Annotated in this window: 10 protein-coding genes; all 10 read left to right on the forward strand. The window is 51.4% G+C overall.

Annotation, left to right across the window (positions count from 1 at the left end; all coding sequences use genetic code 11):
• The first annotated feature begins 85 nt into the window (after positions 1-85).
• Positions 86-1,198 (forward strand): copper amine oxidase N-terminal domain-containing protein, encoded by a 1,113-nt coding sequence (locus M4D81_RS17755; RefSeq protein WP_169284781.1) that lies wholly within the window; start codon positions 86-88, stop codon positions 1,196-1,198.
• Entirely contained in the window at positions 1,199-5,032 is a 3,834-nt protein-coding gene (locus tag M4D81_RS17760; protein ID WP_248551617.1) for a DUF5704 domain-containing protein, read from the forward strand. It begins immediately after the preceding gene.
• A 30-nt stretch (positions 5,033-5,062) separates the two neighbouring features.
• Positions 5,063-5,551, forward strand: a complete 489-nt coding sequence (locus tag M4D81_RS17765) for a hypothetical protein (protein ID WP_169284780.1) — start codon at positions 5,063-5,065, stop codon at positions 5,549-5,551.
• Positions 5,552-5,565: 14 nt separating this feature from the next.
• Entirely contained in the window at positions 5,566-5,832 is a 267-nt protein-coding gene (locus M4D81_RS17770) for a helix-turn-helix domain-containing protein (protein WP_084781212.1), read from the forward strand.
• A 13-nt stretch (positions 5,833-5,845) separates the two neighbouring features.
• The gene (locus M4D81_RS34960; protein WP_427411133.1) at positions 5,846-12,064 is read left to right on the forward strand and encodes an N-6 DNA methylase; all 6,219 of its coding nucleotides are present in this window, start codon (positions 5,846-5,848) and stop codon (positions 12,062-12,064) included.
• A gap of 591 nt (positions 12,065-12,655) precedes the next feature.
• Positions 12,656-14,470 carry a reverse transcriptase/maturase family protein gene (locus M4D81_RS17790; protein ID WP_260067520.1) on the forward strand — a complete coding sequence of 605 codons (1,815 nt, stop codon included), beginning with the start codon at positions 12,656-12,658 and terminating at the stop codon, positions 14,468-14,470.
• 75 nt (positions 14,471-14,545) lie between these two features.
• Positions 14,546-15,598, forward strand: coding sequence for a hypothetical protein (locus M4D81_RS17795; protein WP_260067521.1), 1,053 nt, complete (start codon positions 14,546-14,548; stop codon positions 15,596-15,598).
• 171 nt (positions 15,599-15,769) lie between these two features.
• Positions 15,770-15,964, forward strand: a complete 195-nt coding sequence (locus M4D81_RS17800) for a hypothetical protein (protein WP_248551619.1) — start codon at positions 15,770-15,772, stop codon at positions 15,962-15,964.
• A 100-nt stretch (positions 15,965-16,064) separates the two neighbouring features.
• Positions 16,065-17,000, forward strand: coding sequence for a DUF3991 and TOPRIM domain-containing protein (locus M4D81_RS17805; protein WP_169284778.1), 936 nt, complete (start codon positions 16,065-16,067; stop codon positions 16,998-17,000).
• 757 nt (positions 17,001-17,757) lie between these two features.
• Complete coding sequence (locus M4D81_RS17810; protein WP_248551620.1) at positions 17,758-18,123, forward strand: plasmid mobilization protein; 366 nt, start codon at positions 17,758-17,760, stop codon at positions 18,121-18,123.
• Positions 18,124-18,129 lie beyond the last annotated feature (6 nt).

Here is an 18,129-nt window from a genome sequence, read left to right on the forward strand (position 1 = left end):
GTGGACAGGCAACAGAATCGGCACTATGATGTAGGCAACAGAAAGTTTTTCCAGTTTCGCACATTTTCTTTAGGGAGTGAGGCATTTGAAAAGAAGGTTAGTATCCCTCCTCATTGTGACACTTTTCGGAAGTATATTCAGTTTGACGGCAAGCGCAGCCAGTAAACCGCCAACCTTTGTCAGCGTCGTCATGGACGGCCAAAAAATCTGGTTTCCAGACGCGCAGGCGTTTATTGATGAGAACGGGCGAACGCTCGTCCCGGTACGCTTTGTCGCCGAATCGCTCGGAGCGAAAGTCGGCTGGGAATCGAAAACACAAACGGTTCCGATTACGAGTGACGATCAATCTATCGTTCTGACGATTGACCAAAATGTTGTGCAGGTAGATGGCAAAGCGGTCACTTTGGATACGAAAGCCATCCTGAGCGGCGGTCGAACGTTTGTGCCGCTCCGTTTCGTCAGCGAGGTATTGGGTGCGAAGGTGGATTGGGACAATCCGACAGACACCGTGTTTATCAAGGCCAGCGAAGATAGCACGGCGCAGACCGACCAATGGGGGCGCTTGATACGCACGACCGACTTACCGAAGAATGCGAGCGATTATCCATACATTCTTGCGGACGTTCCGAACGAAATGTACGAGATGGGCTATCCATTTTCGCATCCAACAGACAGCAAAGTTTCATCCGTCCTTTATTCGACGAAGCCGGAATTCAACAAGAAGAACGTGGATATTTGGATGGGAAGACTGAAAGCATTCGGTGTGCTTTGGCTGAATGTAAATTACAACACGATTGATGACGCGTGGGCGCAGGCGGTTTTTGCTACCAAAATGCAAAACTCTGATGCCGAACTGAAGCATATTCGCCGCTACGCAGAATGGGTCAAAGAGAACCAAATCCAGATGGAAGGCTATCTTGATCCCGAGCCATCCATGATTTATAAAGATGGGTTTGGCAACAACTTTGTGCGATCCAAGTTCAGGATTAAATTCGTCTCGTACAAGGCAAGCAATGACTTGCTTTACGATGAGTGGTTCCCGAAAAAACAAACGTTTGAGAAAGGTGTTTGGTACGAAGGCTACGCCGATATTTCTCTATCCACTAATGTAGGCGGCGATTGGGGAAATACGTTGAAGGTCGATCCGAATGCAAGTTTGTTCCGCAATCATATCATTAGAAAGGCGGACTCGAACTAGATGCGCAAACCTAAATTCATACGAATCACGTTGAGCATGCTGCTGGCATGCTCTTTTTTATTGTCGTGCTTTCCGTTTCTTACGAATGCCGCGACACCGGCTGTCCGGGTAGATGAGGGTAAGATCAAATTTGAAATCACTAGCACAGCAGCAACCTCGTCCATCCGCTACAGAACGGTAGGTTGGACGGTGCGTCGTGACCAACTCTGCACGAATACATCATCCAAACAGTGCAGTGATCCGCGTAACGGCAGTCACGCATCATTTGTCAATCAACAGGTGCGTCAAGTCGCGCAAAATCCGAACCCCCCAATTCCCGGAGAGCCGGTCACGACCTACTACGAAGTCAGTGAAGATTTAGTAACGGACGGCATGTGGCAAGCAGGCATGGGAGACATCAAGGACAACGACGACCTGTACTTGTACGCAATCATGGTTTCCGTCGATGGCAATGGAAACGTGCGCAAAGGCCCATTTTACACGTTAGAAGGAATCAAGAACGCTGAACCTTGGGCGCACCCGGATGATCTCGATGATTACTTTGGGATTCACGTCCCCTATCGCAGCGCGAATTTTCCTGTCGATGTCGTTGCGAAAACCGTGGGAGGAACGATCCTCAAGCAGCCTGAGGTCACGTTCCATAAGGGTGACTACAAAGTCGGCGAGACGATCAACCACGAGTTTCCTGCGACGATTGAGGATAACGGGAAAACGTACAGTATTGTCCGCTCCTACCTATCGCCGAAGAAGGACCTAACGCAGAAAAGCTGGTTACAGGAAAATCCGGATACAAATCCGAAGGTGCGAACGCGAAGCTTCACGGCGGCGCTTGGCGGAACGGACGCGATTGCCGAATACGCTGAAAATAACCCGGTAAAGGCGATCTATCAAAAGGAAGATGGTACGAAGCTCAAGGAAGTCGACAAAGGCGTCTACGAGACTGGAGAGGAAGTGAACTATACGTTTGATCCGCAGCTCACATCTGGCGGCCAGACCTATGAAATTGTTCGCACATATATCACAAACAACAAGAAGCCGGATGAGAAGCTATTCATACAAGAAAAAGGCGACGCGAAGCTGCTCGAACGCTCCATCTTGGTTGGCTCTGGCGGCTCCAATTTCGTCGGCATCTATAAAATTCCTTCCCCGATTACCGTGACCTCCCGTATCGACGCACCAGATAACGTCGAGGCTTCAGTTACCACGGTTGATGGGAATTTTGTATTTGAAGCGAAGTCACCCGTGCCGCTCAAAACGTATGAGATCACAAAAATAGAGAACGCAACATTCGTTACGCCTAACGATAAGTCCGGCTCACTCAGCGGGCTGACGGCAAGTAAATCGCTGCCGATCAAAATTCCATTCACATCCGGCTCCAGCATTACCGTCAAAATCACGGTCGTCGTGAAAGATGCTAATGGTAACAGCGGAGATTCCACCTCGGATCACACCGTACGCAAAGGCGACAGTGACGGCGGCGATACCTCGTTACCTGGCACGAGCCAGCAAGTCGAGGCGATGGATGCCACGGCATCGGCGATCATAAAGGCGGATTCTCGCGGCGCTGAACGATTTGACGTTTTAAAGGGAATACCGACCTCTGAAAGCCTTTATGTTAACGCGAGCGCCAAAGCGTATTTGTATCGCAACACGTTCACAGAAGTGAAAGGCTCGAAATCGTATCCGATTACAGTCAGTCGCACCTATACGCTGAGATGGACGGAATATGTTCCCGGCCCGCCGGATAGCGAAGGTCATTCGACCACGATTCCGGTATCCCGATCCGACACGCAAACGGTCACCCAAAGCTACAGTGTGGAACGAAAGTACAGCTATTGGCTGGTAGACCGTTTGGAAGTGTACGGCTTACAGAAGGCGACAGTCGCCAACTATGCCCTGCCCTCCGGTTCGGTAACGCTGCAAGCAAACGGGTATACCGCACCGTCTGTTTCCGCCACCCATGATGCAGCGGTCTCGTCCCATATTACGGACCCGGTGTATCGCAACGTTGTGCTTTCCGGTCAAACGGTTTACGGCGGCTCCAGTAGACCTTCGGTTCCAAGCGAGAACTGGAAGTCAGAGGCTGAAAATGCGGTCGGGAAAATCAAGGTCAAGAACGACACGGTCGTCTTTAATGGACAAACGATCATGGACAATCGGACGGTGGAGGAAACGGCTCCTGCTCCGGGGGCGATTCCCGCATCTCCCATGATCGGTCAGGATGTTTTATATGGTTCGGGATTTGTCATCGATGCGACTAAAACGAACAAGGGGAGCCAGCCAAGCACGGGGACGATTTATTATACGCTGGTCAAGGGCATCGGAGGCGGGTCGAACCAAAGCTTCCCGATCAACGGCATCAATCCGGTGACGGTGCATACCCCCGTCGTCAATCTGGCATCTGTAGCCGACGATCAGGCGCACAATCAGAAAACGGTGCCGACAGCCGATCGTTCGGCGCTTATTCTGGATCGCTCCTTTACCGTGACGATTCCTACCAGCGGGCCGCACCGAGACATTATCGGCTACGGCAATCGGGACTATGCCAAATATGTGCGAGACAAGCAGGTAAGGTTCCCATTCGATGTATACAAGGCTGACCACGCAACGTTGATTCCGAAGGACACCTGGACTTCGATTCCTGTCGGCCAGCTTACAACCACTTTTTACATGCCCGTTTGGGTAGATGAGGGAAATTATGATGTACTATTCCGAACGTTTGCCGAAAACAGTCCGGCTTCATTCACATCACAAAGTAATGCCAATTTGGACTTAACTAATCATGTGGCGACGCAAGTTGTGGCGGTTGAGGTTATTGGCCGTCTGTTCGACTTCCGAATTACCGATGTTGCCGACTACCAGTGGGAAAAGGTGTTCAGAACGGCGGCAGGCAGTGCGACGCCGACCGGAAATAGCTATTGGGTTGGTACAAAAGGTATCGACGGCGCGACGCGCGGCAATACGGCCCCTTACGTGCTGCCGATTCGGCCCGGCAGTCACCCGGAGAGCGGAAAGAAAAATGTTGTTGTAAAAACAGGCTATCACTTCAAATTTGAGGTCAAAACGCTCGGCAACATGTTCAGCGCGGGCGACGGGATTAAAATCACGCCTACCTTTTATTTCGTTGACAAGCAGGGCAAAAACCGACAACAGGTGGACTTGTACTATCATTCGGGAACCAAGCGGTTTATTCGGATCGGCTCCACGGAAGACACCGAGCAGCGGCTGGTGACGCTTGATACCCGTATGCGCAATGTGTCGCAGCAGGAGTTATCCAATACTGCCAGTTCACTTTGGAGGGTGAATGGTTCTTCTGGCAGTCAGACATCGTATGTACAGCAGTATTTGAAGGAAGCGGCGCAAAAGCGGATTTACGTCGGCGGCTACGACGGAATGTTACTTCCTTCGCAGCTTCGGATGTTTATCGGCAGTATGCAGGTGCCGTCCGGCATTGATACTGCACGAGCTAATGCCTCGGTGCAGCGCTGGTTTGGCGAGTATAGCCTTCCCGCTGCTCCCTATGCAGTGCCAGCAGGCATGAATCTGGCCGAGTACGGACGTACCCACCGGTTGGACGACAATGCGCCGATCTTCCTGCGTGACGGCTATTTTGTAGTCAATTTTGACATCGAAACCATTCGCAATAAGGACATTGCTCACCCGCATTTGCAGTATAAAAATGCGCCGCTGGACAACCAGTGGCAGATGGAAGGTTTTCAGCGCAGTTTTGTCGATCCTTACGGGGGGATGTTCTCTTTGCTAGACGGGGACGTTGTGTTTTATCACGCCGACTTGTCTAGCTACGACGATTTTGGTACGGGCGGCACCCATTAAAGACAGCATATCGTTTGGGAGGAAAAGAGCATGATTGAGAAGTTGAAGATTGCCACATCTGAGGATGAGGCTTATTTTTATTCCGCCTCCATCGAGAAGGATACAGAACGCGGTTGTATTGGGCATGTGCGCGGTGATTTCGGCAAAGATGGGGAGGCATTCTGGGCGACTTGGTTCGAACATATCTCTTCGTTGAAAACTCCTGATTTTCGGGAGGAGCTTGGAGCGGTCATTCAAGCGTTGACGGAACAGGGGCTGCTTCAAAACCGCAGTGGCATGCACGATTTTTGTATAAAACATCCAGAGGCCCGTCTACCAAGCGCACGGCACAGCGATGTCTATGGCTTTTGTTTACAGACGGCAAAGCATCGTTACTATCTGCGATGCTTTCCGCGTGCCGGCGACTATAACTTCTATTTATATTGCTTTGCCCGGCCGGAGCGAATGAATGAATTTTCGTCGCCCCTCCATTCCCCTTCATCGGCACCACTAAAGCAGAAGTCTGAACTGGAACGATAGGAGGATGCACTTCTATGAATGATCTTGCCCGTTACCGGTTGCTGACCGGAGCATCTATTCCCCCTGCAGCGAAGCTGCTGTACAGCTATTTGTTGGATCGTGCAGGCGGGCGAAACGGCGCGGTACTGCTTTCGTCCAGGCGACTTGCGTCAGAGGTGGGTCTTTCCACTTCTGCTGTGCGTCGCAACCTACATCGGCTTCAGCAAAATGGACTTATTCGGCTCACGCCAAGATATTCCGAGGAAGGCATTCGTCTGACGAACCAAATTACCTTCGTATAAGGAGGTGCGACCGGTGACAGCAAAGTTACAGCGAATCGCCGAGCTTGCCGCGAGTACGGCCCACGCGGTTTCAGATCATCCCGAGCGCTGGGCCGATTTTTTACGGACGGCAGCCTGGAACTACAAGTATCCGTTTCAGGATCAACTGTTGATCTACGCGCAGCGTCCAGATGCTACAGCCTGCGCGGCGATTGAAATCTGGAACAATCGGTTGAACCGGTGGGTAAAGCGCGGCGCAAAAGGCATCGCGTTGATCGAGGATCGGGGCAGTCATTTGGGGTTGCGTCATGTCTTCGATGTGTCAGATACGCAGAGCCGAAGCCGACAAACCGTCCCCCTGTGGCGCATGGAGGTGCCGGACACGGAGGCTGTCATTGAAACGCTGGAAAATGCGTTTGGCAGTGAATCGGGATCGGGGATGGAACTGGTTGACGCGCTGTTGTCCGCTGCCCGAAACGCGGTGGAGGATCATAGCGCCGATTACGTGCGGATGCTGCTCACCGAACGCGACAGCAGCCTGCTGGAAGAACTGGATGAGCCGCATGTAGAACTGCTGTTCAGGGAAGCCGCACAATACGCGGTCGCCTTTATGGCGCTGACACGCTGCGGTTTGGAACCCTCCCATTACATCAGCGTTGACGATCTGTCCGGCGTCGGCTATTTCAATACGCTCCCTGCGCTCTCTCATTTGGGCGCGGCGATCAGCGACGTAGCTGAAACCATGCTGCGTGAGATTGAATCCACCGTCCGGGCGATGCGCCGCGATGAGCAGCGAAAAAAAGAGCGTCAGGCCAGCCGTACCGTTGCAAGGCCAGAATCCTTGCCGCAAAATGAAGCTAAAGCACGCGAAAGGATGATGAAACATGGAACTGACCTACACGCCGAACGGGGATTACCTCCTGCCCGACCTGACGATGGCCGATCCGATGAGGTTCGGGAAATATGGGATGTTGCGCAAGACGTTTCTCAAGGACCAACGGAGGGGAACCTACGCCCATCTGATGCTGTCGGAGCAGTTGAATCAGCATCTGGCGGACATCGACCGGACAGCGCGGGAGCAGATCGACCTGACGATGCAGGAACTGATCCGGCAGTATCCAGCACCGGAGAAGGCGACCGACCCGATGGGCTGGATGGGTCACATGAACAGCCTGAAGCAACAGGCCGAGGAACTGATTCTCGCAGAGTTGATTTATCACTAAAATGGTACGACCGGGAAACGGAGGACAGAAGTCTTCCGTTTTTTCATGACCAGACGGTCATCAACGACATGCTCCGCGCTGCACCGCTTTCAGAGAGCAAGGCAGCTATAGAAGCATTTTACGGCATACATGAGGACAATCGGGAACGAACGCTGTATATACGCAACTTGTTCCCAGCAGGAATCACCGAGTTGACACTAGCCGACGGCACGCAAGCCGGATTTGAGCCGTACCTCAACGTGTTGCGTCTTTGGACAGGCACGGCAGAACGCAAGACGGCGCAGAGCTTTTACGATTGGTCGGTTATTGCCGGGCATATCGACAGCATGATCATCCTTAACGAGTTTGATCCTGCTCGAAAGTCGATGCCTTCTATTCAGCAACAGACCTTATGGGTGGAACAAGCGGAGAGCGATAAAGCCTCCGCTTTTTCACTTCCACAAGCTGCAATCGACACCGTTCTGCAAAACGGCAGCGGCATTGAGAACGGGAAACTTCGCGTTGCGCTCTTTTTCCAACAGTCGTTATCCGCGCAAGAAAACGCGGATTTTCTGAAACGGGAATATGGCACTGGCGGACGCCTTTCTGCCTTGATCGGCACGGATATTCATGAAAATCACGATAGTAAGGGGATTACGCTGACACGCGGTTCCATTATGAACCCGAATGTACGGGTTGTGTTGCCGTGGATCAAGGTACAGAAGCGTATCGGTGAGTTGCTGGCAGCAGGTCGCTACCTGAACCGTCAGGAAGAAGAGCGATTGCCTGCTTATGCCGAGCAACAGGAGGAGCAGCGCAGGCAACGAATATCGGAAACAACGGAACACATCCAACCGCTATCCGAATGGCAATCGAATGAATCACAGCAAATACAAACACCCAATCGGGTTCATGCGCATTATGCCTATGCCGAGGGCAGCAAAGTCTTTATCGGTGCGGATGAATTCGAAATTGCGCAACTGGAGCCGCGAAAGGTTGTGCTGCAGAACGTTCAATTTCCGTTATTCATGCAGGAAATGAACCGCCGGGATTTCGAACGCATGCTGCGCGAGAATCCACTGAACGATCATCTAATTTCCGGCCAGCAGGAATTGGATTCGGAACATGCGGAATGGGATATGGAACCGGTGGACGAACCGGAGCAAGCGACACAAGCAGACGAGGACAGGATATCTCTCGGCACTTCTTCTCCTGCCACGCCCGAGAACCAACTTGAATCGACTACAGCCAGCAACTACCGGATTACGAATAACGATTTGGGACACGGCGGAGCGAAAACCAAGTACAAATGGAACGTGGAAGCCATTCGGCTGCTCGGGCAACTGGAGAAGGATAACCGTCAGGCGACAGTGGATGAACAAACCGTGCTTGCCCGCTATGTTGGTTGGGGCGGGATTCCACAGGCATTCGATGAAGGAAATCCACAATGGGGAACGGAGTATGCGGAACTGCGAGATTTACTGGACCCGGAGGAATATGAGTCTGCCCGTGCCTCCACGTTGAATGCGCATTACACCTCTCCAATCGTCATCAAGGCGATGTACGAATGCCTGGAGAGGATGGGCTTCCGTAGCGGTAATATTTTGGAGCCGTCTTGCGGCATCGGCAATTTTTTCGGTCTATTGCCGGAGTCATTTCAGGACGCTCGGCTGTTTGGCGTGGAGTTGGACAGCATCACCGGGCGCATCGCGCGGCAGCTTTACCCACAAGTATCGATTGCTGTCAGCGGCTACGAGCAGACCAGCTTGCCGGACAGTTTTTTTGACCTCGCGGTTGGCAACGTGCCGTTCGGCAGCTACGGCGTGGCCGACAAAAAATACGATAAGCACAAGTTTCTGATTCACGACTACTTTTTTGCGAAGACGCTGGATAAGGTTCGTCCAGGCGGGATTGTCGCCTTCATTACGTCGAAAGGGACGATGGACAAACAAAACCCAACCGTCCGAAAATACATCGCGGAACGGGCCGCGCTGCTCGGCGCGGTGCGTCTGCCTAGCAATGCGTTCCTGGCGAATGCCGGAACCGAAGTGACCGCCGACATTTTGTTTTTGCAAAAACGGGACCGGATGGTGGCTGTCAGCGAGCAAACCGAGGAATGGCTTTCGCTCGGCGTTACGGCAGAGGATGTGCCGGTGAATAGCTACTTTGCAGCCCGCCCCGAAATGGTGCTTGGTACGATGGCCTACGATGACCGGATGTACGGCAATCAACAGGAAACGACCTGCCGGCCCTACCCGGACGCTCCTTTGGACGAGCTTTTGCGTGAGGCACTGACGAACATCCATGCGGAGTGGGTCGAGTTGGAACGGGAGGAACAGCCGGAGGAGGAAGAGGTCTCCCTGCTTGCCGACCCGTCCGTTCGTAATTTCAGCTTTGCGCTGGTCGAGGGACGAATCTATTTTCGGGAAAACAGCCGGATGCGGCCGGTTGAAACATCAGCAACTGCGGCGGGTCGTATCAAGGGCATGATTCAGCTTCGGGACACGGTGCGCGAACTGATCGAATACCAGACCGAGGATTACAGCGACGAAGCGATAAGGGAGCAGCAGCGCAAGCTGGATACGCAATATGAACGGTTCACAGCGCAATACGGCCTGATTAACAGTCGCGCCAATAGCCTTGCCTTTTCGGATGACAGCTCGTACTTCCTTCTCTGTTCGTTGGAAGTCATAGATGAGGAAGGACGGTTGCTACGTAAGGCGGATATGTTCACGAAGCGTACCATTCGGCAACGAGCCAACATCAAACAGGTGGATACGGCCTCGGAGGCGCTGGCGGTTTCCATCGGTACGAAAGCTCGCGTCGATCTGCCGTATATGGCAGAGTTGACCGGACTCGCGCAGGAACAGCTTGTGCAGGAGCTTCGCGGCGTGATCTTCCCGAATCCTGAGAATCTGGACGAAGAAGGACAACCGACCTACGAAACAGCGGATGCGTATTTATCGGGCAATGTGCGTGAAAAGCTGCGCGCTGCCAAACAGTTTGCGGCCTATGACACCGAGCGGTACGCTGAAAATGTTAGAGCGCTGGAAGCCGTGCAGCCGAAGGACTTGGACGCTTCCGAGATTGATGTGCGACTGGGCGCAACCTGGCTGCCGCCGGAAGTCATTCGGGCATTCATTTTCGAACTGGTGGATACGCCGTATATGTACCAAACCTCCATCAATGTGATGTATTCTGGCTACACAGCAGCCTGGAACGTCAAAGGCAAAAGCGATGATCGCAGTAACAATATTAAGGCTAATGTCACCTATGGTACGAATCGCATCAATGCGTACAAAATTCTCGAAGACACGCTGAATCTGCGGGATGTAAGAATTTTCGATACGGCCGTTGAGAACGGTGTGGAAAAGCGGGTGCTGAACAAGCAGGAAACGGCTATCGCACAGCAAAAGCAGGAAGCCATGAAGGAAGCGTTTCGAGACTGGATATGGCAAGATCCGCAGCGCCGGGAGCAGCTCACGCGACTGTACAATGATCGGTTCAATTCCATCCGTCCGCGCGAATATGATGGAAGTCATATCCGCTTCACCGGGATGAATCCGGAAATCCGGTTGCGGCAGCATCAGGTCAATGCGGTTGCCCGCACGCTCTACGGCGGCAATTCCCTGTTCGCCCATTGCGTCGGCGCGGGCAAAACCTTTGCAATGACCGCCGCGGCTATGGAAAGCAAGCATTTGGGCCTGTGCAACAAAAGCATGCTGGTTGTTCCTAATCATCTGACCGAGCAATGGGCAGCGGAATTTTTGATGCTCTATCCGTCCGCGAACGTGCTGGTCGCCACCAAGAAGGATTTTGAAACGAAGAACCGGAAGACGTTCTGCGCACGGATTGCCACCGGCGATTACGACGCGATTATTATCGGCCACTCGCAATTTGAAAAAATTCCGATCTCGGCGGAGCGCCAGCGGCAGCAGCTTTACGAGCAAATATCCGAAATCACAAGCGGCATCCGCGAGCTAAAGGAAGCCAAGGGCGAGCGGTACGCCATCAAGCAGCTTGAGCGGACAAAGAAGACGCTGCAGGTCAAGCTGGAGAAGCTGAGCGACGCGAGCCGTAAGGATGATGTGGTCACCTTCGAGGAACTCGGCATAGATCGATTGTTCGTCGACGAAGCAGACTCGTATAAAAATCTGTTCCTTTATACGAAAATGCGCAACGTCGCCGGGCTGTCGCAAACCGAAGCGCAGAAGTCGTCGGACATGTTTGCCAAGTGCCGCTATTTGGATGAATTGACCGAAGGACGGGGCATTATTTTTGCCACGGGTACGCCGATCTCCAACTCCATCACCGAGATGTACACGATGCAGCGCTACTTGCAATACGAGCGGCTACGCGGGCAAGGCTTGCAGCACTTTGATTCGTGGGCTTCGACATTTGGCGAAACAGTTACCGCCATCGAATTGGCACCAGAAGGAACGGGCTATCGCGCGAAAACGCGGTTTGCCCGTTTTTATAATTTGCCGGAGCTGATGAACGTTTTTAAGGAAGTGGCGGACATTCAGACGGCGGATATGCTCCAGCTTCCGGTTCCCAAAGCCTACTTCCACAACGTCGCTGTGCCGCCGAGCGATTTTCAGCGTGAGATGGTCGCGGATCTCGCCAGCCGCGCCGAACAGGTGAGAGCGAAGCGAGTAGAGCCGCATGAAGACAACATGCTCAAGATCACCAACGACGGACGCAAGCTGGCCCTCGATCAACGGCTGGCAAACGCCATGCTACCCGATGACGAAGGCAGTAAGGTAAGCGCTTGCGCGGATAACGTCTATCAGAAATGGGCCGATAGTCGTGAGCAGCGGCTCGCGCAACTGGTCTTTTGCGACCTTTCTATCCCTAAGCAAGACGGAACCTTTAATGTGTACGACGAGCTGCGGCGAAAACTGACGGAGAAAGGCGTTCCGGCAGAGGAGATCGCCTTTATTCACGACGCCAACACAGAAGTGAAGAAGAAAGAATTGTTTGCGAAAGTACGAACGGGGCAGGTTCGGGTGCTGCTTGGATCGACGTTTAAGATGGGCGTGCGTCCGTAAAGGTCAGCCAGAATCCTGGTCGATCTGCGGACGATTGAAAATTCTACCTTTGGCAAGGTAGTAGAGAAAGGTATGCACGGTGTGACCACACCACTCTATCATCAGCCTGCTTACTCGAAAGGGAAACCAGACGGGGACAATAGCACGCAGGAAAAGCCACAAGTCGGTAAACTATCGCTACCGCGACTGAATGGCGAGATGAAAAGCTGTGAACGAGGATAAAAGCTAAACTGCTTGAATGACAGTCCGATGGGCCCCATTGTGCAGCTACGGCGAAAGATAGTTGATACGCCGTATAACATGCGTAAATGTACGGTGTCCCATGTGCATTTACATGATACCGCATGTTTCCAAGCCGTAATTTACGGAAAAGGACGAACCGTCATATCCGACATCACAGCGAGCCATTTTCAATCGTCTAAACGGAGATTGCCTAAGTCGGAACGCTTGCAACAAGCTATGAGCGCAAGGCTCTGAAAATCCGATAAGGCAACGGAGTTTCCATAGTAGTCCGAGGACGGGAAAGCCGTCTACATGGCGAAGGGAAACAGGTATTCGTTTAATACTGAAAAAGGAAGGATGTGCGAGACATTGAGAAATCCTTTAGAGGTATTAAAAAGTCTAAGCACTAAGGCGTGTAACACCAAATATCGATTTCAACGGCTATATCGGAATTTGTATAACCCTGAATTTTATCTGATGGCCTACCAAAACATCTACGCAAAACCTGGCAACATGACCAAAGGCGCGGATGGAAAAACCATTGACGGCATGGGAATGGAACGTATCTCCAAGATTATCGACAGCATGAGAAATCATTCTTACCAGCCGAATCCCGCAAGACGGGTGTACATCGAGAAAGCAAACGGTAAAAAGCGGCCTCTCGGTATCCCGTCTTTCGATGACAAACTGGTGCAAGAAGTGGTTCGTCTGATGCTGGAAAGCATTTTTGAAAGTGCGTTCTCCCGCCTGTCTCATGGCTTCCGTCCGAACAAAAGCTGCCACACCGCGCTGGCGCAAATTAAAAAGGAATTCACAGGAGCGAAATGGTTCGTTGAAGGCGACATTCGCGGTTTCTTCGACAACATCGACCATCATATTATGGTGGATACGCTGCGGCGACGAATCGACGACGAATATTTTATCGCCTTGATATGGAAGTTTCTTAAAGCCGGATATTTGGAAGATTGGAAATTCCATAATACCTACTCGGGCACGGCGCAAGGCTCTATCATAAGCCCGATTCTTTCAAATATCTATCTCGACCGGTTTGATAAGCATATGGAAAAGTATATCAAATCGTTCGATAGAGGAACTGTTCATCAACGAACAAAAGAATATCGCTTCTGGGAATACAGACTCTCGGTCAAGCGCAAAGAAACCAAGGCGAGATGGAATGGTGTGTCGGACGAGGAAAAACAACTGGCTTTGCAGGAGATCAAGGCACTGAAAGCCAGCATACAGAGCGTGCATTGTCGTGATCCCTTCGATCCCACATTCCGCAGGCTCAAATATGTCAGGTATGCAGACGACTTCTTGGTCGGAATTATTGGTTCAAAGGAAGATGCCTTACAGGTTAAGCGTGATATTGGCAACTATCTTCGGGAAACATTAAAGCTCGAAATGTCCGAGGAAAAAACGCTGATTACGCACACAGCAACCAAAGCACGGTTCTTAGGCTACGATATCTGCGTCTGCCGCGATCAACAGACACACAACGGCAGGCGCAGCATGAGCAATCGAGTCTTGCTGTATATGCCGCAAGATAAGTGGCTGAAGAAACTGCTGGCCTATAAGGCTCTTCACATCAAAACGGATATAGACCATAAAGAAATCTGGAGACCTACGCATAGACGGTATCTGGTAGACAATGACGACCTTGAAATTCTGAAAAAGTACAATAGCGAAATTCTGGGGACATACAACTATTATCGATTAGCTCACAACGTCAGCAACCTCCAAAGTTTCAAATATGTGATGGAGTACAGCATGTACAGAACCTTTTGTCTGAAATATCAATGCAGTATCGGGAAACTCAAAAGAAAATACTGCATTGACGGGAAGTTCGCGGTCAAATACCAAACAACTGCGGGCGAAAAGACGCTGTTTCTGTACAATGGAGGATTCAGACGCCAAGAAATGCCGGATACGAGCCCATCCATAGACAACAATCCCGACAATATCTCGGTCACTATGGCTAGAACAAGCATGATGGACCGGATAAAAGCCCGCAAATGTGAATGGTGCGGTGGAGAGGGTGTTTCCATCCACATGCATCATGTCAGGAAACTAAAAGACCTGAAAGGCAAACGGGCTTGGGAAAAAGTGATGGTCGCTCGAAAGCGGAAAACGATGGCGCTCTGCGTTAGCTGTCATAAGAAATTACACGCCGGATTGTTAGACTAAGAATACTGGAGAGCCGTATACAGCGAGAGTTGTATGTACGGTTCGGAGGGGAGCGTTTGGAAACCTACCGCAGTAATGCGGCAAGGCGCTGGGCGCTTACCCTACGCGGGAACGAACGTTCAAACCAAGTTGATCGCGCTTCATGACCTCGATTGTCCGTGGCGACCACGCGACCTGGAGCAGCGCAGCGGGCGGATTATTCGGCAAGGCAACCAGAACCGCGAGGTTCACATCTTCCGTTATGTTACAGAGAACACGTTCGACGCTTATCTTTATCAAACGCTGGAGAACAAGCAGCGGTTTATCTCGCAGATTATGACCAGCAAATCGCCGGTACGGTCTGCCGAGGATATTGATGAGACGGCGTTGTCCTATGCCGAGGTTAAAGCGCTGGCGACCGGTAATCCGTACATCAAGGAGAAGATGGACCTCGACATTCAAGTGTCGAAGCTCAAGCTGCTCAAGGCCAATCATTTAAGCCAGCGATATGCGCTGGAGGATCGGCTGCTCAAAATGCTGCCGCAACAAATTAAGTCAACGGAGGAACGTATTGCCGGGTATGAGCAGGACGTGGCCTTGTTCATGCGCACCCAAGTGTCGGATAAGGCTAGCAGCGACGATTCCCGTTTTCCCGGTATGACCATCAAAGATTTTACGTATACGGAACGCGCTTCGGCGGGCGCAGCGCTATTAGAAGCCTGCAAGGGCATGACCTCTCCCGATCCGCAGGAAGCAGGCAGTTACATGGGCTTTTCTTTATGGCTATCGTTTGATAGCTTTGCAAAGGAATACAAAGTGACACTGCGCGGCGCTTTGGGCCATACGATTACGTTAGGACCGGATGCAGGTGGCAATATGAGTCGAATAAACAATACCTTGTCGGATTTGCCGAATAAGCTCGCTTATTGCCGTGAGCAGCTCGCAACACTCAAGCAACAGATGGTAACGGCGAAGGAGCAGATCGAGGCACCGTTCAAGCAAGAGCAGGAACTGCAAACCAAGTCCGCGCGGCTCGCGGAGTTAAATGTGCTGCTGAACATGGACAAACGGGAAAACGAAGCCGTGGACAGCGTGTCGGATGAAGAACCGGAAGCACCCGAACGGCGGGTTGCGGATCGAGAGCGATAGCAGCAATGGAAAGGTAAAATCACATGACGAAATGGACTCCGGCTTTGGGGTCCTTTTCGCATTTCTGGAGGAACGCACATGTTGTATGCCATCCCAAGCGGCGGCGGATGCTTTTGCCCAATTCTACCGCCTATTTGTTACGGAACCGATCCGACCGAGGAGGGAGAAACCGTGCCAGCATTAGAATTGATATCCAAAGGGAAGAACGGATTTGGCGACACGTATTATTACATCCGTGATTCGAACGGGGTGACCAGTCAAGTCTATGAAAGCGAGTTAGACGCATTCATGAAACAGAAAGGCGCTACAGAGTTGAGGGAAAGAAGTGCTTATCTGTATCCCAAAAAGAAGGGTAAGGCACGATGACCAAGTGCGGCAGGATGAAAGAAAATCAGCCTTACGATTAAGAGACACGAGTAATAAAGCCGTCGTCTCTTACTTACTTTTTTAGAGAGGAACTACGGTAATGAGCTATGTAAACAAGGAACAAATCGAACGTGCCAAGCAATGGGATCTGCTCACCTATCTACAATGTTTCGAACCATACGAACTGGTTCGTTGCTCACGCAACGCCTATTCGACCCGAACCCATGACAGCCTTAAAATCTCCAACGATAAATGGTTCTGGTGGTCTAGGGGGATCGGAGGTCGTTCTGCGCTGGACTACCTCATTAAAGTAAGAGGCATGTCGTTTCCCGATGCGGTGCTGCAAATTGACGGTAATCCGCCAGTTCACATGGCTCCGGCTACTTCTGCCATCCAGCAAGATGGTTCAAATGCGCGGCTGGAGCTTCCCGAACCGTATGAGACTTCGAATCGCGTCGTCGCTTATCTCTCCAAACGTGGCATTTCTCGCGATGTAATCGATTTTTGTCTCAAAACGGGACGACTGTACGAAAGCCGAATGTACCACAATGCGATTTTTGTTGGGTTTGATTTGCAAGGCACTCCGCGCTATGCGGCAATTCGCGGGACAACCAACACTCGATATCTGGGCGAAGCGCCAGGCAGCGATAAACGGTATTCGTTCGCTATACCGGCCGATGACAACGGCACCGAGCTGCATTTGTTTGAAAGTGCAATTGATCTCTTATCCTACTGCACCCTTGAGACAATTGCAGGGAAAGACTGGCGACAATCGCATCAACTGTCGCTGGCCGGGATATACAGCGCTAAGGAAAGCATCGCACCGGCTGCACTCACTAACTATTTGCAAAGCTACCCGGAAGTGAAGCGTCTGGTGTTTCATTTGGACAACGACGAACCGGGCCGTTCTGCGGCAGCGATGATTCGGCAATTATTCAGTCAAACTTATGAGATTTCTGACGAGCCGCCCTTCGTGAAAGATGTAAACGACGACCTGATGGTCTATCGTAAACAGCGCGAAGAGCCAACTCGATAAGGTATTCTGTATTTTGCTCGGCGTCGGGTGAAATCGCTGGGAACACAAGCGGTTCTGTGTTCTATTAATCTATTTCTTTGTTTGTTATAATACGGATGTACAACTGACTTGGGTGGGAAAGTATCGCCTCCAGAGCGGAGGTGATGCTTATGCAATTTTCGCTTACAGAAGTGATTATGCTCGGCATGTTCTTGCTGGCATTGCTCACATACCTGAAAAAGCGAAAATAACCCGCCCAGGTTAGCGCCGAGGGTACGGGTTATTTTCGAATAAGTCTTCTCTGGGAGGCTTCCCACCCAAATGTTGTACAGGGGAGTCGGATGGCGTCCGACTCCTTGTTTCTATTCTTATGATAGCACGGGACAATTATACGTGCAACTGATGCAAAGCATTGCGCCAATCAGACGCCTCTTTCCACCGTCAGATTATGGAATATTGCGCCATGCAGCAAAGGATGTGTGAACAACTTTAAGTGACAGACGCTGAGCGATCAGCGTCTTTTTGTCGTTTCGATGCCCCTCCCTTTTTCCCGGCAGGTGCCTTGAAGGGCAACGCGAGACGAATGTCTCGTGTTGTAGCAAGCACTGAATTTGGTCTCCCAAATTCGCTTGTTAGGGGCAAACCCCTAATACCCCTACCTCAACAGCACGCTGTTTTGTCAAGAATATAGGTTCAACAATGATCGGTATTTTTCAGAAACAGCAGAAACCATTCAGCTATTTCATGCGGGCCATTTCCTTTGAAGAAAGAAGTGAACATGATGAGAAGACGAGCGATTCGCATTCAGGTATGGGTGAACTATGATGAAAACACTAGACTCCAAGCGAGCGCGAAAAAATCGGGACTTTCACAGGAGGGTTATATTCGATCTCTCATTAATGGCTATGTTCCGAAGGCGATGCCGCCAAAAGACTATTTCGCGATGATGCGCGAGCTCCATGCCGTCGGCAATAACCTAAATCAACTCGCAGCGAAGGCCCATGCGACAGGTCATTTGGATCGGGCAGTTTTTCAGCAGGAAGCAGATCACTTGCGCCGCGCCGTCCAGCAGATTCAACAGGCCGTGACCGCACCGGAACCGAGAATCGAGCTACAAGGAAATTCTAACGTACATCCACCGTAAAGGGGA

The organism is Paenibacillus sp. p3-SID867 (assembly GCF_025142895.1).
Classification (GTDB): domain Bacteria; phylum Bacillota; class Bacilli; order Paenibacillales; family Paenibacillaceae; genus Paenibacillus_AQ.